This is a genomic window from Antribacter gilvus, from assembly GCF_003946865.1.
Taxonomy (GTDB): Bacteria; Actinomycetota; Actinomycetes; order Actinomycetales; family Cellulomonadaceae; genus Antribacter; species Antribacter gilvus.
In genome coordinates this window covers 65,617-91,314 of record NZ_QXTH01000008.1, presented here as the reverse complement: position 1 = coordinate 91,314, position 25,698 = coordinate 65,617, and the positions used below count along the sequence as shown (strand labels likewise).

The 25,698-nt window shown below is 73.0% G+C and carries 14 protein-coding genes; 13 read left to right on the top strand and 1 reads right to left on the bottom strand.

What is annotated here, in order from left to right; all coding sequences use genetic code 11:
• Positions 1-97: 97 nt before the first annotated feature.
• The 11 genes from D1350_RS14560 to D1350_RS24145 all read left to right on the top strand — a co-directional run bounded on the left by D1350_RS14560 (position 98) and on the right by D1350_RS24145 (position 21,003).
• The gene (locus D1350_RS14560; RefSeq protein WP_125776759.1) at positions 98-2,986 is read left to right on the top strand and encodes a glycoside hydrolase family 9 protein; all 2,889 of its coding nucleotides are present in this window, start codon (positions 98-100) and stop codon (positions 2,984-2,986) included.
• A 484-nt stretch (positions 2,987-3,470) separates the two neighbouring features.
• Positions 3,471-5,294: an ABC transporter substrate-binding protein gene (locus D1350_RS14555; RefSeq protein WP_125776758.1), complete on the top strand. Its 1,824-nt coding sequence runs from the start codon at positions 3,471-3,473 to the stop codon at positions 5,292-5,294.
• Between the two features lie 276 nt (positions 5,295-5,570).
• Positions 5,571-7,094, top strand: coding sequence for an ABC transporter permease (locus D1350_RS14550; protein WP_125776757.1), 1,524 nt, complete (start codon positions 5,571-5,573; stop codon positions 7,092-7,094).
• A gap of 72 nt (positions 7,095-7,166) precedes the next feature.
• Positions 7,167-8,168 carry an ABC transporter permease gene (locus D1350_RS14545; protein ID WP_125776756.1) on the top strand — a complete coding sequence of 334 codons (1,002 nt, stop codon included), beginning with the start codon at positions 7,167-7,169 and terminating at the stop codon, positions 8,166-8,168.
• A gap of 1 nt (position 8,169) precedes the next feature.
• On the top strand, positions 8,170-9,966 hold the full coding sequence (locus D1350_RS14540) for an ABC transporter ATP-binding protein (protein WP_125776755.1): 1,797 nt from the start codon (positions 8,170-8,172) through the stop codon (positions 9,964-9,966).
• A gap of 193 nt (positions 9,967-10,159) precedes the next feature.
• Positions 10,160-13,402: a hypothetical protein gene (locus D1350_RS14535; RefSeq protein ID WP_125776754.1), complete on the top strand. Its 3,243-nt coding sequence runs from the start codon at positions 10,160-10,162 to the stop codon at positions 13,400-13,402.
• The gene (locus tag D1350_RS14530; RefSeq protein WP_125776753.1) at positions 13,402-16,281 is read left to right on the top strand and encodes a hypothetical protein; all 2,880 of its coding nucleotides are present in this window, start codon (positions 13,402-13,404) and stop codon (positions 16,279-16,281) included. The genes D1350_RS14535 and D1350_RS14530 overlap by 1 nt, the downstream gene beginning before the upstream one ends.
• A 2-nt stretch (positions 16,282-16,283) precedes the next feature.
• On the top strand, positions 16,284-17,237 hold the full coding sequence (locus D1350_RS14525; protein ID WP_240644112.1) for an ABC transporter ATP-binding protein: 954 nt from the start codon (positions 16,284-16,286) through the stop codon (positions 17,235-17,237).
• Complete coding sequence (locus tag D1350_RS14520) at positions 17,234-17,926, top strand: ABC transporter ATP-binding protein (RefSeq protein WP_125776751.1); 693 nt, start codon at positions 17,234-17,236, stop codon at positions 17,924-17,926. The genes D1350_RS14525 and D1350_RS14520 overlap by 4 nt, the downstream gene beginning before the upstream one ends.
• A gap of 104 nt (positions 17,927-18,030) precedes the next feature.
• Complete coding sequence (gene typA, locus D1350_RS14515) at positions 18,031-19,959, top strand: translational GTPase TypA (RefSeq protein WP_420807814.1); 1,929 nt, start codon at positions 18,031-18,033, stop codon at positions 19,957-19,959.
• A 6-nt stretch (positions 19,960-19,965) separates the two neighbouring features.
• Positions 19,966-21,003, top strand: coding sequence for a PIG-L family deacetylase (locus tag D1350_RS24145; protein ID WP_206074548.1), 1,038 nt, complete (start codon positions 19,966-19,968; stop codon positions 21,001-21,003).
• Between the two features lie 5 nt (positions 21,004-21,008).
• On the opposite strand, the gene D1350_RS14505 is transcribed toward D1350_RS24145, so the two are convergent.
• Positions 21,009-21,587 carry an LURP-one-related family protein gene (locus D1350_RS14505; protein ID WP_125776933.1) on the bottom strand — a complete coding sequence of 193 codons (579 nt, stop codon included), beginning with the start codon at positions 21,585-21,587 and terminating at the stop codon, positions 21,009-21,011.
• 93 nt (positions 21,588-21,680) lie between these two features.
• Here D1350_RS14505 and D1350_RS14500 point away from each other — a divergent pair, with 93 nt between their 5' ends.
• Both D1350_RS14500 and D1350_RS24490 read left to right on the top strand, forming a co-directional pair.
• Positions 21,681-22,136, top strand: coding sequence for a hypothetical protein (locus D1350_RS14500; protein ID WP_240644111.1), 456 nt, complete (start codon positions 21,681-21,683; stop codon positions 22,134-22,136).
• Between the two features lie 220 nt (positions 22,137-22,356).
• Complete coding sequence (locus tag D1350_RS24490) at positions 22,357-25,668, top strand: VanW family protein (RefSeq protein ID WP_240644110.1); 3,312 nt, start codon at positions 22,357-22,359, stop codon at positions 25,666-25,668.
• The last annotated feature ends 30 nt before the right edge of the window (positions 25,669-25,698 follow it).

The window sequence follows — 25,698 nt, the reverse complement described above, 5'->3', positions numbered from 1 at the left end:
TTCGGATTCCCGCCTACCCTTGCTCGCCTGCCGGGCGGCTCTGAATAGTGGCGGCGACCCGCGTCGATGCGGACGTGGGCGGATCCGAGAGGCAGCCATGCATCCACGAACCACCGCACGACGACGCGCGGCGGCCGCGACCACCGCGCTCGCGGCGGCCTGCGCCCTGCTCGCCGGCGTGGCCGTCGGCCTCGCCCCCGCCGCGACGGCCGCCCCAGGAGCCGCCGCGCCCGCCGCGACGGCCACAGCAGCCGGCGACTACAACTACGCCGAGGTCCTGCAGAAGTCCCTGTTCTTCTACGACGCCCAGCGTTCGGGCGACCTCCCCGACGACTTCCGCGTCAGCTGGCGCGGGGACTCCGGCATGGACGACGGCGCCGACGTCGGGCTCGACCTGACGGGCGGCTGGTACGACGCCGGCGACCACGTCAAGTTCGGCCTGCCCATGGCCTTCACGGCGACGATGCTCGCGTGGGGCGCCCTCGAGAGCCCTGGCGGCTACGCGGCGTCGGGCCAGCAGGACGAGCTCCTCGACTCGCTGCGCTGGGTGAACGACTACTTCATCAAGGCGCACCCGTCGCCGAACGTGCTCTACGCGCAGGTGGGCGACGGCGAGGCCGACCACAAGTGGTGGGGCCCGGCCGAGGCGATGCAGATGGGTCGGCCGGCCTACAAGGTCGACGCGTCCTGCCCGGGCAGCGACGTCGCGGGCGAGACGGCGGCCGCGATGGCGGCGTCGTCTCTCGTGTTCGCCGACTCGGACCCGGCCTACGCGGCCGAGCTGGTCACCCATGCCCGGCAGCTCTACCGCTTCGCGGACACCTACCGTGGGAAGTACTCGGACTGCATCCCCGTGCAGAGCTACTACAACTCGTGGTCGGGCTACCAGGACGAGCTCGTCTGGGGCGCGTACTGGCTCTACGAGGCCACCGGCGACGCGACGTACCTCGCCAAGGCCGAGGCCGAGTACGACAAGCTGTCGACCGAGCCGCAGACGACCATCCGCTCGTACCGCTGGACCGTCGCGTGGGACGACAAGTCCTACGCGACCTACGCGCTGCTGGCGCAGGCGACCGGCAAGCAGCGGTACGTCGACGACGCGAACCGCTGGCTCGACTACTGGACGACGGGCTACAACGGCCAGCGCGTGCGGTACTCCCCGGGCGGGCAGGCGCACCTCGACACGTGGGGGTCGCTGCGCTACGCCGCGAACACGTCGTTCGTGGCACTGACCTACGGCGACTGGCTGGCCCAGCGGGGGGACACGGCCCGCGCCCGGACCTACCACGACTTCGGCGTCCGCCAGATCGACTACGCGCTCGGCGACAACCCGCGGAACTCGTCGTACGTCATCGGGTTCGGGGACAACGCGCCCCAGAACCCGCACCACCGCACGGCCCATGGTTCGTGGCTGGACTCGATGAAGGACCCGGCCGGCACGCGGCACGTGCTCTACGGCGCCCTGGTGGGCGGTCCGGGGTCGGCGAACGACTCCTACGTCGACGACCGCGGGGACTACGTCGCGAACGAGGTCGCCACCGACTACAACGCCGGGTTCACCTCCGCGGTCGCCTTCCTCGTCGGCGAGTACGGCGGCACGCCGGTGGCGGGCTTCCCGCGGCCGGAGACGCCCGACCAGGACGAGTTCTTCGTCGAGTCCAGCCTCAACCAGCCGGGGACCACGTTCACCGAGATCAAGGCCATGGTGCGCAACCGGTCCGCGTTCCCGGCGCGCGTGCTCGACGACGTGCGGGTGCGCTACTGGTTCACGCTCGACGCGGGCGCCGACCCCGCGACGGTCCGGGCGTCGACGAACTACTCCGAGTGCCCTGGCGTCACCACGCGCGTCGGGCATGCCGGTGGCTCTCAGTACTACGTCGAGATCGACTGCTCGGGCTCGCCGGTCTACCCGGGCGGGCAGTCCCAGCACCGCCGCGAGATCCAGTTCCGCGTGACGGCCAACGTCTGGGACCCCAGCAACGACTGGTCGTACGCGGGCATCGGCAGCACCCCGGCGAAGAACAGCCGGATCACGCTGACCGAGGGTCCCGAGCTCCTGTGGGGCACCCAGCCCGGCCCGGACGCCCCGGACACGACGCCGCCCACGGTCCCGGGCACGCCGGTGGTCAGCGGCATCACCGCCACGGGCGCGACCCTCACCTGGGCCGCCTCCGCGGACGCCGGTTCCGGCGTCGCCTCGTACGACGTGCTGCTCGACGGCGCGGTCGTGGCGACCACCCGGGCCACGACGTACCAGCTGACCGGGCTGGCCGCGGAGACCGCCTACCGGGTCGCTGTGGTGGCGACCGACAACGCCGGCAACCGGTCGCAGGCCGGCACCGCGGCCACGTTCACCACCACGGCGGCCACGGTCCCGGACACGACGCCGCCCACGGTCCCGGGCACGCCGGTGGTCAGCGGGGTCACCGCCACGGGCGCGACCCTCACCTGGGCCGCCTCCACGGACGCGGGGTCCGGCGTCGCCTCGTACGACGTGCTGCTCGACGGCGTCGTCGTGGCCACCACGGCGGCCAGGACGCACCAGCTCACCGGGCTCGCTCCCGAGACCGCCTACCGGGCCTCGGTCGTCGCCATCGACAACGCCAGGAACCGGTCGCAGGCCAGCACCGCGGCCACGTTCACCACCGCCCGGCAGACGACCGAACCCGGGATCTCCTGCTCGGCCTCGTACCGCGTCGTCAACCAGTGGCAGGGCGGGTTCCAGGCCGAGGTGACGGTCCGGAACACGGGGACTACCACGGTCCGCAACGCCGTCATCACGTGGCAGTTCACGAACGGCGAGACCGTCACGCAGTCCTGGAGCGGGACGGCGACGCAGTCCGGGTCGACCGTGACCGTCCGGGCGCCCGGCTGGGCGCCGGACCTGGCGCCCGGCGCGACGTGGACCTTCGGCCTCATCGGGTCGGGCACGCCGCAGACGCCGCGCGCCATCCTCCTCAACGGCACGCCCTGCACCATGGGGTGATGCCGACCGGCTCACGACGGCCGACGGCCGGGAACGTCGACTCCGACGCTCCCGGCCGTCGGCGTGCCCAGGTCCCCGACCCTGTCGGCGCCCGCTACCGACCTCCTCCGGCATCGGGCGGAGGAAGGGCACGAACCGGACAACTCCGGTCCAGGTTTCGATCCGGTATCGATCCTGCATCGATAGGGGAGCCTCCGGCCCGGCCCCCTGGCGCGCCCTCTGACCTCGGGTGAAGATGACCGCGAGGCGGCACGCAGACCAGCGTGTTACCCCGGTGTTTCGGAGCTGTCAGGCGTTCGTCACCCGCGCTACAGGGCAATATCAAGTCGGTAACGATCGGTTCGGGTACTGGGCGAAGTGACCTAAAACACCCGAGGCCGTGAGTACCGTGAGCCGAAACCATGACGGTGACTCGGGCATCAGGCCGGAAACATCCCTACAGGGACGGCTGTTCGAGGCGGTGTCATACCCCTGAGGAGGAACATTGAAGATCAGGCGTGCAAGCGCCGCCATCGCTATGGCGGCCACCGGTGCACTGCTGTTCTCGGCCTGCAACACCCCTGGTGGTGGACAGGCTGAGCCGACGGAGACTAGCGGCTCCGGCACGGTCGAGCCCACGGACGGCTGCAAGGCCGACCTGGGTGACGTCGAGACCGCCGAGGGCGAGATCAAGTACTCGATCGGCGAGGACGAGTGGCACGCGTACAACAACGACACGGGCGCGACGAACTCGACGTACAACACCGTTGTCAACACGCAGCTGTTCAGCGGCTTCTACTACTTCGGTTCTGACGGCACGATCTGCCACGACGAGAACTTCGGTTCTTACGAGGCGGTCTCCGAGGACCCGCTGGTCGTCGAGTACACGATCAACGAGGACGCGGTCTGGTCCGACGGCGAGCCGATCGCGTACGAGGACTACCTCCTCGACTGGGCGACCCAGTACTTCCAGGCGGACGGCAAGCCGACCGTCGACGGTACGGAGGAGCCGCTGTTCGACTTCGCCGGCGGCATGACCCTCGGTACCTACGTGACGACCTTCCCCGAGGGTGAGGTGGGTGGCAAGACCGTCACGTACAACTACGACCGTGTCTACGCCGACTGGGAGGCTGCGGTCTCCGACACCATGCCGGCGCACATCGTCGCCGAGAAGGCCGGGACCGACGTCGCGGGTCTGGTCGACGCGATCAAGACCGGCAACGTGGACATCCTGACCAAGGCTGCCGAGTTCTGGAACACCGGCTGGGCCTACGAGCCGGGCGACATGCCCCCCGCTGAGGACGTTCCTTCCTCGGGCCCGTACATCCTGGACCCGGAGGGCTGGACCGCTGGTCAGGCCATCTCCGTGATCCCGAACGAGGCCTACTGGGGCCCGGCTCCCGCCACGAGCAAGCTCACGTTCCGCTTCGCCGCCCCCGAGACGCACGTTCAGGCGCTCTCGAACGGTGACCTGAACGCGATCGAGCCCCAGGCCACGGTCGACACCGTCACGCAGCTCGAGGCGCTCGGCGACTCGGTGACCGTCTCCACCGGCCAGGAGTTCACCTGGGAGCACGTGGACTTCAACTTCGCCTCGGGTCGTCCGTTCGCGGAGGACCAGGGTGGTCTCGCTCTCCGTGAGGCCTTCGCGCTCTGCTTCCCGCGTCAGAAGATCGTGGACGACCTGATCAAGCCGATCAACCCGGACGCCGTGGTCATGAACGCCCGTGAGGTCTTCCCGTTCCAGGACGCCTACGCCGACGTGATCGAAGCCTCCTACGGTGGCGAGTACGACGAGGTCGACATCGAGGCCTCGAAGGCCAAGATCGCCGAGTCGGGTCTCACCACGCCGATCGACGTCGAGATCTCGTACAACGCTCCGAACGAGCGTCGTTCGCAGGAGGTCGCGCTGATCAAGTCCAGCTGCGACGAGGCCGGCTTCAACATCGTCGACGGTGGTTCGGAGGCGTTCTTCGACTCCGAGCTCAGCGCTGGTGACTGGGACATCGCCCTGTTCGCCTGGGCCGGTTCCGGCCTGGTCGCCTCGGGCCAGTCGATCTACAGCAACGGTGGCGGTCAGAACTACGGCAAGTACGAGTCCGACGCCGTGACCGAGGCCTGGACCGCGCTCGCCGACTCCGCTGACCCCGAGGTCCACCTCGAGCAGCAGAAGATCCTCGAGACGGAGCTGTGGAAGGACCTGCACGGCATGCCGATCTTCGCCCACCCGGGCGTGGCGGCGTACTCGTCCGAGCTGCAGAACGTGCGCCAGACGGTGGCCCAGAACGGCCTCCCCTGGAACGCCGAGCAGTGGTCGATGGCTTCCTGAGCCGGCTGACCTGGGACTGAGCCCGGGCTGACAGCCCGGGCTCAGTCCCGCCCGTCGGAGTTCCGACACACACCCTGTGGGGCAGGGGGCGTCACCCGCCTCCTGCCCCACAGGGCTGTTCGAGCAGCTGTACGAGCGAGCCGGCAGGGGCCGGCGTGGCATTCCTCACGAGCCACATCGACGTGGCCGTCTGCGTCATCGCTGTGCCGTACAGTGACTTGCTGATCCCATGCCGCAGACGCCGTGATCCGGCGCCCGCATCGAAGGGCCATTCCCGTGCTGAAGTTCATACTCCGCCGTGTCGGAGCATCCGTCCTGGTGCTGCTGGGCGCGTCAGTCCTCATGTACATCCTCGTGATCAACTCCGGCGACCCGCTGGCGGATTTCCGCGAGAGCAACGACCCCCGAGCCGCGGCCCAGATGCGTTCTCGCATCGCCGCCATGGGTCTTGAGAATCCGTGGTACGAGCGGTACTGGGACTGGTTGAAGGGTGTCGGCGGCTGCTTCACCGGGCAGTGCGACCTCGGCAACTCCGTCAACGGCACCTCGGTGCTCGCGCTGACCGAGCAGGCCGCCGGTTCGACGCTCCGCCTGGTCACGCTCGCCACGCTCCTCGCCATCGTCCTCGGCGTCGGCCTGGGCATCCTGACCGCCATCCGCCAGTACTCGGCGTTCGACTACACCGTCACGTTCGGCGCGTTCCTCTTCTTCGCGCTCCCCGTCTTCTGGGCCGCCGTGCTGCTCAAGGAGTTCGGCGCGATCCGTTACAACAACTGGATCGCGGAAGGCCAGTACGCGCCAGGGACGATCCTCGTCATCGCGGCGGTCCTGGCACTGGCGCTCGCCGGGCTGCTGGGCGGCAGCCGCAGGCGCCGCCTGCTGACGGGCGCGGCCACCTTCGTGTTCGTGGCGGCCGTCATGTTCGTGTTCAACATGATCGACTGGTACCGCAACCCGAGCTTCGGCCTCGTCATGGTGGTGCTGACCTCCGCCGGCGCGGCCGTGCTCGTGACCGCGCTGGTCTCCGGTCTCAAGAACCGCAAGGCCCTCTACGCCTCGCTCACCACCGTCGCGGTGGGGGCGGTGATCTACCTCGTGCTGGCGATCGCCGGCGTGCTGGCCGAGCCCACGTGGCTCCTCCTGGCCGGCCTGTTCGTGCTCGCTCTCGCGATCTCGGTGGGCATCGGCTACTTCATGGGCGGCTACGCGAAGAAGCAGGTCATGATGATCACCGGTATCACCGGGACCATCACGAGCCTCATGGTGGTGGTCGACCAGCTCATCGCCCACTGGGCCAGCTTCCTGGGGCTCAAGTCCCGGCCGATCTCCACGATCGGCGCCGAGACGCCGCAGTTCGGTGGCGGTTTCTGGGAGTCCGCGCTGGACAAGGGTGCCCAGCTCCTCCTCCCGACGCTGCTGCTCGCGCTGATCTCCGTGGCCACGCACAGCCGCTACACCCGCGCATCGATGCTCGAGGTGATGGGTCAGGACTACGTGCGTACCGCGCGGTCGAAGGGCCTCTCGGAGCGCGAGGTGATCGTGAAGCACGCGTTCCGCAACGCGCTGATCCCGATCACCACGATCGTGGCCTTCGACTTCGCGGCCCTGATCGGCGGCGCGGTCATCACCGAGCGCGTCTTCGGCTGGAAGGGCATGGGCCAGCTGTTCCAGCAAGGCCTCAACGCCACCGACCCCAACCCGGTGATGGCGTTCTTCCTCGTGACGGGAGTCGCCGCGGTGACGATGAACCTGCTTGCCGACATCGCGTACGCCTCGCTCGACCCGCGGATCCGGCGGTGACCGCCGTGCACACCACGACCCCCGCCTCGACCCAGCGCGCGACCCGCGCTCTTGCACCTGCCGGAGACCGAGATGAGTGACATCAGGAACACCGCGCCGCACGGGGAGGACTTCGAGCCCGTCCCCGGCGCTCAGAGCATCGACGTCCAGGGCGGTGTCGGTGCGGGACACCTCCCGCCCGAGCCGCTCCCCACCGAGGACAAGTCCTACAGCCAGACCCAGCTCGTCTGGCGCCGCTTCCTGCGGCACCGCGCCGCGATGATCTCGTGCGCCGTCATCGTGCTGATCGTGCTGGTCGCGTACTCGTCGATCGGCGTGGGGCCCATCCCGGGCTGGTGGGACAAGACCTACCTCGCCACGTACGACAAGATCGGTACGGGGTCGCCCACGCTGACGCACCCGTTCGGTCAGGACGCCATCGGCAAGGACTACTTCGCCATGACGATGCGAGGGACCCAGCACTCGCTCTTCATCGCGCTGGGCATCGGCGTCCTCTCGACGATCCTGGGCACCCTGGTCGGCGCGCTCGCCGGCTACTTCCGCGGCTGGGTCGACTCGGTGCTCATGCGGATGACCGACGTGTTCATCGTCATCCCGCTCCTCGTCATCGCCGCGGTCCTGGGCAAGATGGCGAGCAGCTGGGGCATCTGGGGGCTCACCCTGATCCTCGGAGCGGTGACCTGGACGGGCCTCGCGCGACTCGTGCGCGGCGAGGTGCTCTCGCTGCGTGAGCGCGAGTTCGTCATGGCCGCGCAGGCCGTGGGCACGAGCGCGTCGCGGATCATCGTCAAGCACATCCTTCCGAACGCGGTGGGCGTCATCATCGTCAACGCGACGCTCGCGATCTCGTCGGCGATCCTGCTCGAGACCGCCCTGAGCTTCCTGGGCTACGGCGTCCAGTCGCCCGACACGTCGCTCGGCCTGCTGATCTCGCAGAACCAGAACGCGTTCGCCACGCGCCCGTGGCTGTTCTGGTGGCCGGGTCTGCTGATCCTCACCATCGCCCTGTGCGTGAACTTCATCGGTGACGGTCTGCGCGACGCGTTCGACCCCCGTCAGACCCGGAAGGACTGAGATGACCACCCTCGACATCACCTCCCCCGGCCCACAGGCCACCCCGGGTGACGCCGTCCTGTCCTTCGAGGACCTCACCGTCACGTTCGGCACCGACTTCGGTGACGTCCACGCGGTCAAGGGCATCACGCTCGACGTGCGCCCCGGCGAGGTCGTCGCCCTGGTGGGCGAGTCCGGCTCGGGCAAGTCCGTCACGTCGATGACGGCCCTCGGCCTGCTGCCCGGCAACGCCCGCGTGGGCGGGACCGTGCGCGTGGGCGACAAGGACGTCAGCAAGCTCGACGGCAAGGGCCTGCGCCAGATGCGCGGCAACGACGTGGCCATGGTGTTCCAGGAGCCCATGACCGCGCTCAACCCGGTCCTCACCATCGGTGACCAGCTCACCGAGGGCCTCCAGCTGCACGGCATCGCCTTCGGCAAGCAGGCAGAGGCCCGTGCCGCGGAGCTGCTCCGGATGGTCGGGATCCCCGAGCCGGAGCGTCGCCTCAAGCAGTTCCCGCACGAGCTCTCCGGTGGTCAGCGGCAGCGCGTGGTCATCGCCATGGCGATCGCGTGCGACCCGAAGGTGATCATCGCCGACGAGCCCACCACGGCCCTCGACGTGACGGTGCAGGCGGACATCCTCGACCTGCTCCGGTCGCTGAAGGAGAAGCTGAACACCGGCATCCTCCTGATCACCCACAACATGGGTGTGGTGGCCGACATGGCGGACCGCGTGGCCGTCATGCTCAAGGGCGACATCGTGGAGATGGGCACCGTGGAGCAGGTGCTCAACAACCCGCGCCACGAGTACACCCGCCGGCTGCTCGCGGCCGTGCCGCGACTCGGCGTCACGTCCGCGGCGCCGCTCGTGGAGGACCACACGGAGGAGCTCCCCGCGCTCGACCTGCGCAACCTGGTGATCGAGTACCACCGCCTCGGCAAGCCGGCGTTCCGCGCGGTGGACGACGTGTCGTTCCAGGTCGGGCCCGGCGAGATCGTGGGCCTCGTGGGTGAGTCGGGCTCCGGCAAGTCGACGATCGGCAAGTGCGCGCTGGGCCTCATCCCGGCGCACTCCGGTTCCGTGTCGATCCTGGGCCAGGACCTCACCAAGCTGCGCGGCAAGGAGCTGAAGGCGCTGCGCAAGCGCATCGGCGTCGTGTTCCAGGACCCGTCCGCGTCGATGAACCCGCGTCTGCCCGTGGGCGAGGTCATCGCCGAGCCCATGGTGGTGCACAAGATCGGCGACGACCGGTCGCGCCGCCGCCGGGTGCTCGAGCTGCTCGACGCCGTGGAGCTGCCGCGCAGCTTCTACAACCGGTACCCGCACGAGCTGTCCGGTGGTCAGCGCCAGCGCGTGAGCGTGGCGCGCGCCCTGACGCTCGAGCCGGAGCTGCTCGTCGCCGACGAGCCGACGTCGGCCCTGGACGTGTCGGTCCAGGCCAGCGTCCTGAAGATGTTCACGAACCTGCAGGAGCGCTACCGGTTCGCCTGCCTGTTCGTGAGCCACGACCTGGCGGTCGTCGACATGCTGGCCCACCGCGTGGTGGTGCTCCAGAACGGCGAGATCGTCGAGCAGGGCCTGCGCGAGGACGTGCTGCACAACCCCCGCGAGGAGTACACGCGCCGCCTGCTGGCCGCGGCGCCCGTGCCCGAGCCGGTCGAGCAGCGCCGCCGCCGGGAGGAGCGCCACGCGCTCCTGCTCGAGCTCGGCGACGAGATCGCGGAGCTCCACGTGGAGGACGGCTACGAGCGTCCGGGGGTCGACCTCCCCAAGGGTCACAACCCGTACACCACGATCGACGGGCCCGGCGTGTAGCCCGTCCGTGCCAGACGCCGGTCTGGTCGCCCTCCGCGGAAGGCGACCAGACCGGCGTCGTCGTACCTGGGCGTCGCCCGGGGGCGTCGAGACCGAACCGTGATCCCGGGGCAACAATCCGGGGCGCCGACCTGGGTAGTCTCGGCGGCACCGGACATCTCCGGACCTGTGCGCACCGCCGAGGGAGGACGCGTTGAGCCGAGCATCGCTGCTGGCCCGGAGGTCGGGCGCGCACCGAGGGCTCCTGGTGCTGGTCGCCCTCCTCGTCGTGGCCGTCACGGGGACGCTCGGCGTCACGCTCGGGTACGTGCAGGCCGCGGCGGTCGACGGCGCGCGGGCGAGCCTCACGGCGGCCCCGCCGACGGCGCGCGGGGTGCTCCTGACGACGCGGCTGGCGTCCGGCGAGGCCGACGGCCAGGCGCAGGACGCCCGGGTCCGCGAGGTCGCTGCCGACCTGCTCGCCGGCACCGAGCACGACGTGGTCCGCCAGGTGCGGACCGAGCCGCTGGCCACCACCCGCGAGGACGGCACGGACTTGGGCCGCTGGGCCCTGGCCGCCCTCCCGGAGCCGGGCGGGACCGAGGGCCTCGAGACCGTCGAGGGCACCTGGCCGGCGGGTGACGAGCAGGTGGCGGTCCAGGCCGAGGCCGCCGAGGCCACGGGCCTGGCGGTGGGCGACGTGCTCCAGGTCGGCGACCCCGGCACCACCGTCACCGTCTCCGGCACGTGGCGGGTCGCCGACCCTGACGACCCCCGCTGGTTCGCCGACCAGCTCCTCCTGGAAGGTGCGGACGGCACGGGCCGCGGCCCGCTCGTCGCGTCGCCGGCGCTGATCGCGGCCCAGGACACCGACCCGCTCGTGCGCTGGACGGTGGTGCCCGGCGCCGCCGTCGTCCGGCCCGGCGACCTTCCCGCGCTCGCCACGCTCGCCGACGACCTCGACTCCCGCCTCGGGGAGGACGACGGCGTGGCGCCCCGCGGGCTGCGGGTCGAGGGCAGTCTCGCGGAGACCGCCGCGGAGACCGCCGAGACGCTGCGCGCGGCCGACGCCGTGGCCCTCGTCCCGCTGGGACTGCTCGCTGTCGTCAGCCTCGTCGCCCTGGTGCAGGTGGCACGGCTGCTCGCCGCCACACGCGAGGCGGAGGTGGCGCTGCTCGTCGCGCGCGGTGCGGCGCCCGCGACCGTCACCGCCGGGGCGGCGGCCGAGGCCGCGCTGCTCGCCGCGGCGTCGTCGGCCGCCGGGCTCCTGGCCGCCGGGCTCGCCCTGCGGCTGCTCGTGCCGGACGCCGAGCAGGGCGGGACCGTGGCGACCGTGGCCGTCGTGGTGGCCGTCGCCGCGACGGCGGTGCTGGCGCTCGTGGCGGGCCTGCAGGCCCGGGCCGCGGCGCGCCGCCAGGTGACCGACCGGTCGGGCCGGGCCCGGACGGTCGCGGCACTGAGTACCGTGATCCTCACCGTGGTGGCGGCCGCCGTGTGCCTGTGGCAGCTGCGCCGCTACGGCTCGCCCCTGGTCATTACCGCCGACGGTGCGCGGACCGACCCGCTGTCGGCCCTCGCGCCCGCCCTCGTCCTCGCCGGGCTGGCTGTCGCCGTCATGGCGGTGCTCGGGCCGGTCACCCGCCTGTGGTCGGCCCTCGCCGCGCGGGCGCGCGGCGCGGTGGGCGTGCTGGCGGCGCGGCAGGTCGCCCGGCGGCTCGTGGTCTACGTGGTGCCCGTGGTGCTGCTGGTGCTCGCGGGCGGGTCGGCGACCCTCGCCGCGGGCTACGCGGGAACCTCCGAGCGGCTGCAGGACGACGTCGCCACGGTGCGCAACGGCACGGACGTGCGGGTCGCGCTGCCGAAGGGCATTGCGGTGGACCCGGCGCTGGTGTCGGCGCTCGCCGGGCTCGACGGGGTGACCGCCGCCGCGCCGGTGGGGCGCCACCGGGCCTCCGCGGGCTCGATGCCGGTCACGCTGCTGACCGTCCCGGCGTCGGCCGTCGAGGGCGTGGTGCGCGCCCCGGCCCAGGTGGCCGACGTGCCGTCGCTGGCAGAGGCGCTCGTCGCGCCGGAGTCCGCGGGACCTGTGCTGCCCGACGGCGCCCGGGAGGTGACCCTGTCGGTCACCGCCTCGGCCCAGCTCTGGGACCCGTTCACCGACGCCCCGGCGCCGGTCCCGGCGGACGACTGGTACCTGGACCGGCTCGAGCAGGTGAGCGTCACGCGGGTCGACCTCGTCCTCACCGCACCCGACGGGTCGGTGGTGCAGCTGGTCGCGGGGGAGCTGAGCCACGACCTCGACGGGGACGGAACCGGCGCGAGCCCTCAGGCCGTCGGCGCCACCCCGGAGCGCCGGGAGCTGACGGCGACGCTCCCGGAGACCGCCGGGGACCTCCCGTGGCAGCTCCTCGCCATCGACGTCGACCTCGGCGTGGACTGGAACCCGGCCCGGACGACGCTCGCGGTCCACGCGCTGGACGTCGACGGCGCCCCCGTCGACCTCGGCGACGGCTGGGTCCACGCGCCCGACGTGACGGGTCCCGGCTACGAGCTCGCGGACTCCGGCACGCCCGCCGTGGACCTCGTGGCCTTCGAGGACCTCACCGTGCGCTACCTGCCGGACGGCGCCCTCGTCGCACCGGTCGTGCTGTCGGCGGGCCTCGCCGAGGACCTCGGCGTGGCGCGTGGCGACTCCTTCGAGGCGGTCGTCGCCGGTGGCGCCGCGCAGGTCGAGGTGGCCGACGTGGTCGCCGTCGTCCCCGGGGCGCTCGAGCGGCACGTCCTGGTGGCAGACCCGGTCGCCCTCGCCCGGAGCCTGCTCGCCACGCCCACCCGCCCGCCGACGGACCAGGAGGTCTGGCTCGCCGCCTCGAGCCCGGGCGCCACGGTGCTGCCCGACGACGCCGCGCGCGTCGCCGGCGAGGCCCGTGCCCTCGTCGTGGCCGCCGCCGAGGCGGGCGGGACCCCGGCCGAGGCGCCCGAGGTGACCACCCCCGGCTATGACGCGGGAGCGGTCGACGCCTCGGCGCCGATCCGGGTCTCGTTCTGGCTGGCCGCCGTGGGCGCCGTGATCCTGGCGCTGTCCGGGGTGCTCGCCGTCTCCGTCGCCCTGCTCCGGTCCCGGCGCGGCGAGGTCGTCGTGCTGCGCGCGGTCGGCCTCGGGCCCGTCGCCCAGGGCCGCACCCGCGCCACCGAGCTGCTCGCGGTCGGGGCTGCGGCGCTGCTGCTCGGCGTGGTCGCCGGCGGGGCCGTCGGCCTGATCACCGTGCCCGGACTCACCGTCGCCACCCTGACCGGCCTCGACACCGCGCCGCCCGCACGGTTCGGCGTGGACGGCCTGGGGGTCGTCCTCTGCGTCGGGGTCGCGCTGGCCGGGCTGGTCGCCGTCGCGCTGGTGGTGGCCGGCCGGGTCGCCGCGCAGGCGCGCGACACCGAGTACCGCGAGGAGGTGCGCTGATGGCGGGCGTCGGGTCGGGTTACGGCGGGTCCAAGGGCTGGGGCCTGCTGGCCCGCCGCCAGCTGCGGTCCTCCTGGGGGGCGACGCTCACGCTCGCCGCCGTGGCGCTGCTCGCCGCGCTCGTGCTGTCCGCCGCGCCGCGCGCCCTCGCCGACGTGCACGCCCGCCAGACCGCGTACGCGACGGCAGGGCTTCCTGCCGCGACGCGCGACGTGGTGGCCGTCAACGCGGGCCGGGTGCCGGGGGCGATCGGTCACGGCGTGACGATGACCGACGGCGACCCGGCGACGACCCCGCCCGCGGACCCCGGCTGGGACGTGTACCTCGCGGGTCTCCAGGACCTGCGGGACGGGCAGCCGGAGCCGCTGCGGTCGATGCTCGGGGAGCCGTCGTTCCAGGTGACGAGCTCCGGCCAGGAGACCGTCGCGCCGGTCGAGGGCAGCGACCTGTACCGGGTGTCGGTCGCGTTCCGGGCGTCCCTCGACATCCAGGACCACGTCCGGGTCGTCGACGGCCGATGGCCGGTCGCCACGCCCGCCGCGCCCGGCGGGGGCCGGATCATCTCGGAGCGCGACTACGAGAGCTTCTCGCGCGCGCCCTTCGAGGTGGCCGTGTCCCGGGCGGTCGCGGAGCGGTTCGGCTGGGAGGCGGGCGGTTCCTACCCGCTGCCGCAGCTCGTGGGCGACGACGTCCGGGCCGGCGAGCTCGGGCGCTCGGGTGCCGGCCCGCTGGTCGTGGCCGCGGTCTACGAGCCGCTCGACCCCGACGACGAGTACTGGGAGCACCACCCCTCGGCGACCGGACCCTTCCTCGAGAACAGCCCGTCGTTCGGTCTCCTCGGCAGCGCCACGGTCTACGTGGACCCGGCGATGATCGCTCCGCTCAGCCCCGTGGGCGCCGACACCCGCACGTGGGTCCCGGTGAGCGCCGACGGGCTCGCGGCCGACGAGGTCCCTGCCGTGGTGTCCCAGCTGCGGCGCCTCGACGCGCAGACGGTGACGATCGAGACCGGGGCCGGGCTCGGGGGACCGGGCGGCACGGCGCCCTTCACCGTCGAGCCTTCGACCGGGCTCACGGGCGTCGTCGAGGACCTGCTCGCCCAGCGGTCCGGCGTGGACGCCATCGTGGGGGTGCTGGCCGCGGGACCCCTCGGGGGCACCGTCGCGGTGCTCGCCCTCGGCGCGCGCCTCGTGATCGACCGCCGTCGGACGGCGCTGGCCCTGCTCCGCGCCCGTGGCGCCTCCGGCGCCCAGCTCCGCGGCCTGATGGCCGCCGAGGGCCTCGCCACCGGGCTCGTCGCGGCCCTGGCCGGGTTCGCGGCGGGGCTGGCTCTCGTGCCTGGCCCCGTGACCACGACCCAGGTCGCACTGGCCCTGCTGGCCGGGCTCGCCCCGGCGGTCGCCCTCGCGACCGCGGCGTCGCCGCGCGGCCTGCGGGCCGAGCGCAGCGACCTCGGCACCCGGTCGCGCAGCCGCCTGCGGTGGGTCGTGGAAGTCGTCGTGGTCGCGGCCGCGGTCGTCGCGACCTGGCTCCTGCTGGGGCGCGGCGTCGTCGCCGGGACGAGCGCGCCGACGTCGGGCGGCGGGCTGGGCGTGGACCCGCTGCTCGCCTCCGCCCCGCTGCTGCTCTCGCTCGCCGCGACGCTCCTGGCCGTCCGTGCCTACCCCTGGCTGGCGCTGGCCGCCGAGCGGGCGCTCGCGCGGCGACGCGACCTCGTGCCGTTCCTCGGCGCCGCGCGCGCCACCCGCGACCCGGCCGGCGGACCGGTCCCGGCCGTCGCCCTCGTGCTCGCCGTGGCGGTCGCCGCGTCGTCGACCGTCCTGTACGCGACCGTGTCCGGCGGGGTGGCCCGCGAGGCGTGGCACGAGGTGGGCGCCGACCTGCGCGTGTCCGGTCCCGTTGTCGCCCCCGAGACGGTCGCCGCGCTCGCGGCGCTGGACGGGGTGGAGGCCGTGTCGTCCCTGACCGACCTCGGACAGGTCCCCCTGCGCACCGGGCTCGCGGGCGAGCGGGTCCAGGTCTACGCCGTCGACGGCGCGGCGCTCGGCGAGGTGCAGCACGGCACGGCGGGCGGCCCCCGGCTGCTGGGGGAGCTGGCTGGGGGCGGCGACGAGCTGCGGGCCGTCGCGTCCGAGGGCCTGGCCGCCGCCGGGGTGACCGTGGGCATGGGCGGTCTCGAGCTGGTCGGCAGCACCGTGGCGCCGCTCGATGTCGTGGAGACGGTGGACCAGGTGCCTGGAGTCGCGTCGGGCGAGCGGTTCCTCGTCGTGGACGCAGACCGGGCCGCCGAGCTCCTCGACGTCAGCGAGACCTCCCGGATCGCGCTCCTGGGCCTCGCCGACGGGGCTGACGCCGCGGCCGTGGCAGAGCAGGTCCGCGGGCTCCTGCCGACCGCGGTGGTGGACGACCCGGACCGGAGGGCCGCGCAGATCCTCGAGTCGCCCGTGTCGTCCGGCCTTGCGGCGGCCTTCCTCGTGGCCGTCGCGCTGGCCGGGGTCCTCGTGGCCGCGGCCGTGGCGATGACGCTGATGCTGGCGGCGCCGGTCCGGGCGCGGTTGCTGGCGGTGCTGGAGACGCTGGGGCTGTCGGGGCGGCAGGCACGTGGGCTCGTGGGCTGGGAGATCGGGCCGTGGACGGTGGTGGCGCTGCTGGTGGGCGCGCTGCTGGGCGTGGTGGTGCCGTGGGTGGTGCTGGCGGCGGTGGACGTGACGGCGTTGACGGGTGGTGCCGAGCAGCCGGGTCTGGTGTTCGACCCGCTGCTGCTCGGTGCGGTGGGTGCGGGGTTCGTGGTGGTGGTCGGGCTGGGTGTGGTGGTGGCGGCGGCGCTGGGCCGGCGTGGTGAGGTCGCGGCGCAGCTGCGCATGGGTGAGGAGAGATGAGCATGGGTGCGATGACGGCGGAGGTGCTGGTCCCGGAGGCGGTGGTGCCCGGCGGGGAGATCGTGTGCCGTGACCTGGTACGGATCTTCGCCACGGACGGGGTGGAGGTCCAGGCGTTGCAGGGTCTGACCCTGACGGTGGACCCGGGGGAGATCGTGGCGGTGGTGGGCGCGTCGGGGTCGGGCAAGTCGACGCTGCTGACGATCTTGTCGGGCCTGGACACTCCTACCGGCGGGTCGTGCGTGGTGGCCGGGACGGACCTGCTGACGATGTCCGCCCGGCAGCGGGTGGCCTACCAGCGGGGGACGGTGGGGTTCGTGTGGCAGCAGACGTCGCGCAACCTGTTGCCGTACCTGAGTGCGGCGGAGAACGTGCGGGTGCCGCTGGAGCTGTCGGGGTCGCTGCCCGCGCGGCAGCGGGCGGCGCGGGCCGCGGTGCTGCTGGAGCTGCTGGAGGTGGGGCACGTGGCCGACCGGCGGCCGTCGCAGATGTCGGGCGGTGAGCAGCAGCGGGTCGCGGTCGCCGTGGCTGTGGCGAACAGCCCGCGGGTGCTGCTCGCGGACGAGCCCACGGGCGAGCTGGACGAGGCCACGAGCGTGGAGGTGCTGGAGGCACTGCGCGGGGTGAACCGGGAGACCGGGGTGACGACGCTCATCGTGACGCACGACCCGGCCGTCTCGGAGCACGTGGCCCGGACGATCCAGATCCGGGACGGGCGCACCTCGACCGAGGTGCTGCGCCGCACGGAGGTGGACGAGCACGGGGCCGAGCGGCACGTCGCGGAGGAGTTCGCGGTGCTGGACCGGGTGGGGCGGCTCCAGCTCCCGTCGGACTTCGTGACCTCGCTCGGGCTCAAGGACCGGGTGCGGCTCGCGCTGGAGACCGACCATGTGGGGGTGTGGCCGGACGCGCGCCGGACCGACGGTGCCCGTGAGACCGAGGAGGGCGAGCGATGAGCGCGACTGTGACGACGGCGGCGCTGCGCGCCGAAGGCCTGACCCGGGTGTTCGGCACGGGCGCGGCGCAGGTGACGGCACTGTCGGGCGCCGCGGTGAGCGTGGCGCCGGGCGAGCTGCTGGTGGTGCGGGGGCCGTCCGGGTCGGGCAAGACGACGCTGCTGAACCTGCTGGGCGGGCTGGACAAGCCCACCTCCGGGCAGGTGTGGCTGGGCGAGCGGGAGCTCACGGCGATGAGCGAGGCGCAGGTCCTGGCCGCGCGGCGGGACGAGATCGGGTACGTGTTCCAGTCGTTCGGGCTGGTGCCGGTGCTGTCCGCGGCGGAGAACGTGGAGGTGCCGCTGCGGCTGCGCCGCACCCCGGCCGCCGAGCGCGCCCGCCGGGTCGACGAGGCCCTGGCCGCGGTGGGGCTGGAGGGGCACGCGAAGCAGCGGCCGTACGAGCTGTCGGGCGGGCAGCAGCAGCGCGTGGGCATCGCGCGGGCGCTGGCCGCCGACCCGAAGGTCCTCATCGCCGACGAGCCCACCGGGCAGCTCGACTCCGCCACCGCCGCCATGGTCATGAACCTGCTCGCCGAGATCGTCCACACCCGCGGGGTCGCCGCGATCGTCTCGACCCATGACCCGCTGCTCATGGCGCGGGCCGACCGCGTCGTCGAGCTCCACGACGGGCAGGTCACCACGGCGTGACCCGGGTGTGACGCAGCAGGGGGCAGCCTGGGGGAGGCCGCCCGGGTAGGATGGGGTCCGCGCGACGATTGCGCAAATCCCTCACCTGAGAAGAGATGCCTTCTATGACCGTGTCCACGACCCGCGCAGTGCGCTCCGACCTGCGCAACGTCGCGATCGTCGCTCACGTCGACCACGGCAAGACCACGCTTGTGGACGCCATGCTCAAGCAGTCGGGCGCCTTCGGCGCGCACCAGCACGTGGACGACCGCGTGATGGACTCCGGCGACCTCGAGCGCGAGAAGGGCATCACGATCCTCGCGAAGAACACCGCGGTCCGGTACTCCGGTCCTTCCGCGGCGGCGCACGGCCACCCGGACGGCATCACGATCAACGTGATCGACACCCCGGGCCACGCCGACTTCGGTGGTGAGGTCGAGCGCGGCCTGTCCATGGTCGACGGCGTCGTGCTCCTCGTCGACGCGTCCGAGGGCCCGCTGCCCCAGACCCGCTTCGTGCTGCGCAAGGCGCTGGCCGCCAAGCTGCCCGTCATCGTCGTCGTGAACAAGGTGGACCGGCCGGACGCGCGCATCGACGAGGTCGTCGCCGAGACCACGGACCTGCTCCTGGGCCTCGCGAGCGACCTGGCCGACGAGGTCCCGGACCTCGACCTCGACGCGGTCCTCGACGTGCCCGTCGTGTACGCCGCCGCGAAGGTCGGCCGCGCCTCGACCCAGCAGCCGGCCGACGGTGGCATGCCCGCCGACGAGGACCTCGAGCCGCTGTTCGCCACGATCCTCGAGAAGATCCCGGCGCCCACGTACGAGGAGGGCTCGCCGCTCCAGGCGCACGTCACCAACCTCGACGCGTCGCCGTTCCTGGGCCGCCTCGCGCTGCTCCGCATCTTCAACGGCACGCTGACCAAGGGTCAGACGGTCGCCTGGGCCCGGCACGACGGCACCCTGCAGAACGTGCGCATCACCGAGCTCCTCGAGACCAAGGCGCTCACCCGCGTCCCGACCGACCAGGCCGGGCCGGGCGACATCGTCGCCGTGGCGGGCATCGCCGACATCACCATCGGCGAGACCCTCACCGACCCGGACGACCCGCGCCCGCTGCCGCTCATCACCGTGGACGACCCGGCCATCTCGATGACCGTCGGTATCAACACGTCGCCGCTCGCAGGCAAGGGCGGCAAGGGCCACAAGGTCACGGCCCGCCAGGTCAAGGACCGCCTCGACCAGGAGCTGGTCGGCAACGTGTCGCTCAAGGTGCTCCCGACCGAGCGCCCCGACGCCTGGGAGGTCCAGGGCCGTGGCGAGCTCGCCCTGGCCATCCTCGTGGAGCAGATGCGCCGTGAGGGCTTCGAGCTCACGGTCGGCAAGCCGCAGGTCGTCACCAAGGTGATCGACGGCAAGATCCACGAGCCCATGGAGCGCATGACGATCGACGTGCCGGAGGAGTACCTCGGCGCCGTCACCCAGCTGCTCGCGCAGCGCAAGGGCCGCATGGAGTCCATGACGAACCACGGCACCGGCTGGGTGCGCATGGAGTTCATGGTCCCCGCGCGCGGGCTCATCGGCTTCCGGACGCGCTTCCTCACGGACACGCGCGGCACCGGCATCGCCTCGTCGATCTCCGACGGCTACGAGCCGTGGGTGGGCCCCATCGAGACCCGCATGGTCGGCTCGCTGGTCGCGGACCGCACCGGCAAGGTGACGCCGTTCGCCATGATCAACCTGCAGGAGCGCGGCTCCTTCTTCGTGGACCCCACGCAGGAGGTGTACGAGGGCATGATCGTGGGCGAGAACTCCCGCAACGAGGACATGGACGTCAACATCACCAAGGAGAAGAAGCTGACGAACATGCGGTCCTCGAACGCCGACAACTTCGAGAACCTCATCCCCCCGCGTCACCTGACGCTGGAGGAGTCGCTCGAGTTCGCCCGCGAGGACGAGTGCGTCGAGGTCACCCCCGAGATCGTCCGCATCCGCAAGGTCCTGCTGGACGCGACGGAGCGCGCACGGGCCACGGCCCGCCTCAAGCGGTCCTGACCTTCGATGTCCGACGCCGCCTCGTCGGCTTCTGCGAGCCCGTCGCCCTGGCCTGATGTTCGGCCGGGCGGCGGGCTCGTCGCCGTCCACGCCCATCCCGACGACGAGACGCTGTCGACGGGGGCGCTGCTCGCGACCTGGGCCGCGGCGGGGCTGCCCGCCACCGTCGTGACGTGCACCCGGGGCGAGCGCGGCGAGGTCCTGGCGCTACCGGGCACCACGTCCGAGGGGCTCGCTCACCTCGGCGGCGACGGGCCCAGGCTCGGGGCGTACCGCGAGACGGAGCTGGCCCGTGCGGTCGCGGCGCTCGGCGTCGACCAGGTGTTCCTGGACGCTCTGCCCGAGAACAACACTGGGCAGGCAACGGCCCCGGGTTTCCGGCGCGATGTTGTTCTCGCGGGTTCTCCGGTCCGTCGGTACGAGGACTCCGGCATGCGGTGGGTGCGCCCGGGGGTCGCCGGGCCGGCGCCCGACGCCCCGGCGCGCGCGTTCTCCCTGCTCCCGCTCGAGGAGCCCGCCGCGCGGCTGGCGGGGCTGCTGCGCAGGCTGCGGCCGTCCGTCGTCGTCACGTACGAACCGGGTGGCGGGTACGGGCACCCCGATCATGTCCGGACGCACCAGGTGGCGGTCCGGGCGATCGAGCTGGCGGCGGACGCGGACGCCGTCGTGCCGGGCGACCCCTGGGCGGGGGCCGGGCTGTGGCAGGTCGTGGCGCCCGCCCACGAGGTCCGGGCCGCCCGCCGGGCGCTGGCCGCGGACCCTGCCGCTCGCGCGGTCGCCGAGGTGGCCGGTCTGGCCTTCGCCGATCCCGGCGAGCCGTTGCCGCCGTTCGCGAAGGAGCGGCTCGACGGGCGGGTGGTGCGGTGCGCCGTCGGCCCGATGCTCGACCGCGTGCTCGCGGCCCTGCGCGCCCACGCGACCCAGGTCCAGGGCGCCGGGGCGGCCGGGCCGGACCTGCGGCAGCGCGGCGTGGCGGGCTGGTACGCCCTCGGCCACGACGTGCTGGCGCCGGTCCCTGCCCACGAGACCTACCTGGTGGGCTGAGGGCGTCAGCGACCCTGGAGCGCGTCCACCCCGACCGTCATCGCGATCACGAGACGGCGGTCCACGTGCGGGGAGTGGATCTCGACGTCGTACCGGTCGCGGAAGCCCCACTTCTTGACGATCGAGAAGGCCGGCTGGTCGCCGAGCACGAAGTCGAAGTGGTACGGGAGCCAGGCGAGGCTGTCGGACAGGCGGCGCAGGATCGCGACGGTCATGTTCCGCTCCTGGCCCACCAGGTTGCCGAGGCCCGGCTGCTCGACGTGCCAGGTGGTGCGCAGGAACGACTTCTTGAAGTCCTTGCGGAACAGGCCGACCGCGTTCCCGGCGGCGTCCAGCACGTCGTACGTGGCGGCGAGGTCGAGCACCTGGCGTGCCTTGAAGCCGAGCACCGGGACCTGCTTGGTGTCGTCCGCGTAGAGCGTCACCTGCTCACGCATGGCCATACGCTTCTGCTGGGCGAAGGCCAGCAGCTCGCCCTCCGATCCGTCCGGCTGGGCGGCGCGGATCTCGTACTGGTTCACCATCATGCGGATGCGCTGGCGCATGACGAGCCGGCGCTGCTCCTGGAGGGTGTCAGGGGTCATGGGGTCCTCCGTCGTGGGGGCGGCCGGGGCGACCGCCGCCGGGAGTCTCCCACACCTGCGGCCGCACTCGTCCGCGTGCGGGAGGATGGGGGAGTGAGCTTCCCGAACGACGCATACCCGCCCGCCCAGCCTCCTGGCTCTCCCTCCGGCGCGGGCGGGTCCCGCGGCTCGATCGGCGGGCTGGTCGTGCGGATGGTCCTCTCCCTGGTGCTCGGGGTGGTCGTCGCCGTGCTCGGCACGGTGGTGCACCGCTACGGCGACGACAGCTGGTACGCGGGCATCGTCCTGGCCCTCGCGCTGACCGCGTCCGGGGCCGTGCTCTGCCGGGCGTGGTCGGGGCTGGGGGCGCTGCTCGTGTTCGGCGGCGGCTGGATCGTCGCCGCGCAGGCGCTGTCGGTCACCGGATCGGGCGGTGATGTCCTCGTCGTCCAGGGAGTTCTCGGTCTCGTCTGGTCGTACGGCGGCCTCGCCGTGATCGCGCTGGCGGCCTTCGCGCCCGGCTCCTGGTTCTCGGAGGCCCCGGTCCGACGCCGGTCGCTCACCTCCTAGAGTCATCCCGCCGCAGGTCATGGCCCCGCGGGCGGGTTGAGAAGTGTCGGCGGGATCGCCACAGGACCTCCACGCGAGGCGGAGAGAACGTGGCGAATGCCACGCGCTGCAGTGAGTAGGATTCCTTGGAGGGCGGATTCTGCCGACTCGGGCCACCCCGTCGGCGCCCCCCAACGGGTGCGGAGAGTCCGTGCTCGAGTAGTTCGCACGGAGCGTGTCGATGGGCCAGCCGACCGAGCGTGACAACCCTGCGCTCGAGCCGACCTCGCAGGACCAGACCGACGAGAGCTCCACGCCCGCAAGGGACGTGGAGGCCGTCACGACCCCGGCCGAGGTGCCGCTCCACGAGGACCCTGGCGTCGAGCCGATTGCCGAGAAGCCTGCTGCCGTCGTGAGCGGTCCCGCGCCTGCGAGCCCGCCGCCGTCCATCCCGCCGCGGCTCTCGCCGACCCGGCCGGGAATGCCGGCTGTCCGCGTGGGCGACAAGCCTGCTGCGGCTGTGCCGCCTGCCGCTGCGGCCGAGCCGGTGACCCCGGTGGCACCCGCAGAGGACAAGCCGGTGTCGGCCGAGGCGGGGGAGAAGCCCACGCCCCCGACGTCCGCTGCGGAGCCCGCTGGGTCTGGTGCTGTTCCTGCGGACGCCCCGGCGGACAAGCCTGCTGCGCCTGCTGCCGCTCCCGAGGCTCCGGCGTCGGACAAGCCTGCCGCGCCCGAGGAGCCCGCTGCTTCCGAGAAGCCTGCGGCGGCGCCCCCGTCGGACAAGCCGGTGCCCGCCGCTGCTCCGCCGAGCCTGCCTCCGGCGATCCCGCCGGCCGCCTCGGTAGCGGGCCCGCCGAAGTCCTCCGTGCCCGCGAAGCCGGTCACCCCCACGCAGCCGACGGGACCGGCGACTCCGGCCACGCCTGCTCCGGCCACGCCTGCTCCGGCGAGTGCAGACCCGGCGACGCCCGCCCCGGCGACGCCCGCCCCGGTCACGCCGAGCCCGGTCACGCCGAGCCCGGCGACACCTAGCCCGGCGACACCGACCCCGGCGACACCGCCCCCGGCGCAGCCCTCGACGGTCGCGCCGGCGCCCACCGTTGCCCCGGCGCCGACGGTCGCTCCGGCTGTTCCCGCGGCGTCGTCCGCGACTCCGCCCGGCTCTGCTCCGGCGACGCCGACCGCGCCCCCGGCCTCCGCCGACTCGCCGGACGAGGTGGCGCTGCTGCAGGCGGTCGTCGACACGCTGGCCGCGCCCACGCACACCGCGCCGACGCCCAAGGTCAAGTACATGCCTCGGGTGTTCGCGTTCGAGCGTCCCGCCAAGGGCGCTGCCGCCGCAGCCGGGGCCGCTGGTGCGGCCGCAGCCACGGCGGCGGGCGCCGCCGCTGCCGCCTCGTCCGCTGCCGCCGCACCAGCGGGCGCCGCGGCGCCGGTGGTCGACTCCGTTCCCGGACCCGGCACCCCTGCGGGCACCCCCGCGGGCGCAGCCGCTCCAGGCCTCTCGTCCTCGCGACCCTCGCTGGACGGCCCCACCGGGCCGAAGGCGCCCGCCGCGACCCAGGTGATCCCGCCGCCGCCGGGCGCCTTCGCGCCGCCGCTCGACGTGCCCACCGTGGTTCAGAGCGCTCCCGCGCCCGTGGGGCCGGGCGAGATCCCGCTCCCGCACGCCACGTCGCGGTTCAAGCCGCTGACCGACGCGACGCAGCGGGTCATGCGGCCCCTGACCGGCGCCATCTCGCTGCCGTGGGGCCGCACCGGCTCCACGCAGGGCGGCATGCCGCCGGTGCCCGGGCCGCCGTCGGGCCAGGGGCACGTGGCCGGCGGCCCGCCGACCGGCTCGCTCTTCGGGCTGCAGGGTGACGGGGCGCCGAGCCGCATGCCCAAGGTCGCGATGTACGCGGGGCTCGGCCTCGTGGTGCTGCTCGGCATCTACTCGATCATGGCCTGGACGTTCGGCGACAAGGTCCCGCGTGACACCACCGTCGCGGGGGTCGAGATCGGCGGGCTGACCGAGCCCCAGGCGGTCGACGCGATCGAGAAGGAGCTCGGGCCGCGCGCCGTCGAGCCGATCGCGCTCGTGGCCGGCGAGGCGTCCACCACGCTGGACCCTGCGGCGAGCGGGCTCGCGCTCGACGCCGACGGCACGGTCGACGAGCTGACCGGGTTCTCGCTGAGCCCGGCCCGCATGTGGCAGCACCTGTTCGGCGGCTCCGACGAGGAGCTGATGATCGCGGTGGACGAGCCGACGCTGGAGGCGACGGTCGACGGACTCCAGGAGTCGATGACCGTGGCGCCGGTCGACGGCACCGTCGTGATGGTCGACGGGCAGCCCACGGCCACCCCCGCTGCTGACGGCACCCGCGTGGTGTCCGCACAGGCGCAGGACGTCCTGACGTCCCGCTGGCTGCGCGCTGCGGGTCCGTACGAGCTCCCGACCGAGCCGGTCGCCCCCGAGATCACCCAGGAGGAGACCGACGCGGCGCTCGCCGAGGCGCAGAAGATCGTCTCGGCCCCGGTCGTCGTCCAGGTGGGCGGCCAGAATCCCGAGCTGCCGGGCGACGTGCTGGGCCGGGCGGTGTCGTTCGCGCCCGTGGACGGGAAGCTCCAGGCCACGTTCGACGGGGCGGTGCTCGTGCAGGCCGTCATCGACCGCACGGACGACCTGCTGAGCACACCCGACGACGCGCACTTCGAGTTCCAGGGTGGCGCGCCGGTGATCGTGGGCGGTGAATCCGGCACCACGCTCGACCCGGCCGCCGTGGCGACCGCCGTGCAGGCAGCCGCCCTGGGCGACGCCCGCAGCACCTCCGTGGAGCTCGTCGAGCAGGACCCGGCGGACTCCCGTGCCGCGCTCGAGGCGCTCGGCGTCAAGGAGGTCGTCGGTGCGTTCGACACACCGCTGACCAACGACCCGGTCCGCACGGCGAACCTCGTTCGCGGCGCGCAGATGATCACGGGCACGCTGGTCAAGCCGGGCGAGACGTTCTCGCTCGTCGACGCGCTGTCGCCCATCACCGTGGCCAACGGCTACGTCGCCTCGGGAGTCGTGGAGAACGGCCAGCACACCGAGGGCGTGGGCGGTGGTCTGTCGCAGATGGCCACCACCACCTACAACGCCGGATTCTTCGCGGGATTCGACGACGTGGAGCACTGGGAGCACAGCTTCTGGTTCCCGCGGTACCCCGCCGGGCGCGAGGCCACCATCTTCGTGGGCTCGAAGGACATGAGGTTCAAGAACGACACCCCGTACGGTGCGCTCATGCAGTCGTGGGTGGCGAACGGCCGCCTGTACGTGCAGATCTGGAGCACCAAGCACTACACGGTGGAGACGTCGAACAGCGGGCACCAGAACGTGCGCGCCACGTCCGTGGTGCACAGCACCTCGCCGGACTGCAAGGACTACCCAGGCGGCGAGGCCGGCTTCTCGATCACCAACTACCGCAAGGTCTACGGGCCGGACGGCGCGCTGGTGAAGGACGAGTCGTACGGCCACACCTACAAGCCCGACAACCCCATGGTCTGCGGCGGCCCGCCCGGCGCGGGCGGCTGACCCCCCTGGGCACGGGATCTGAGTAAGGTC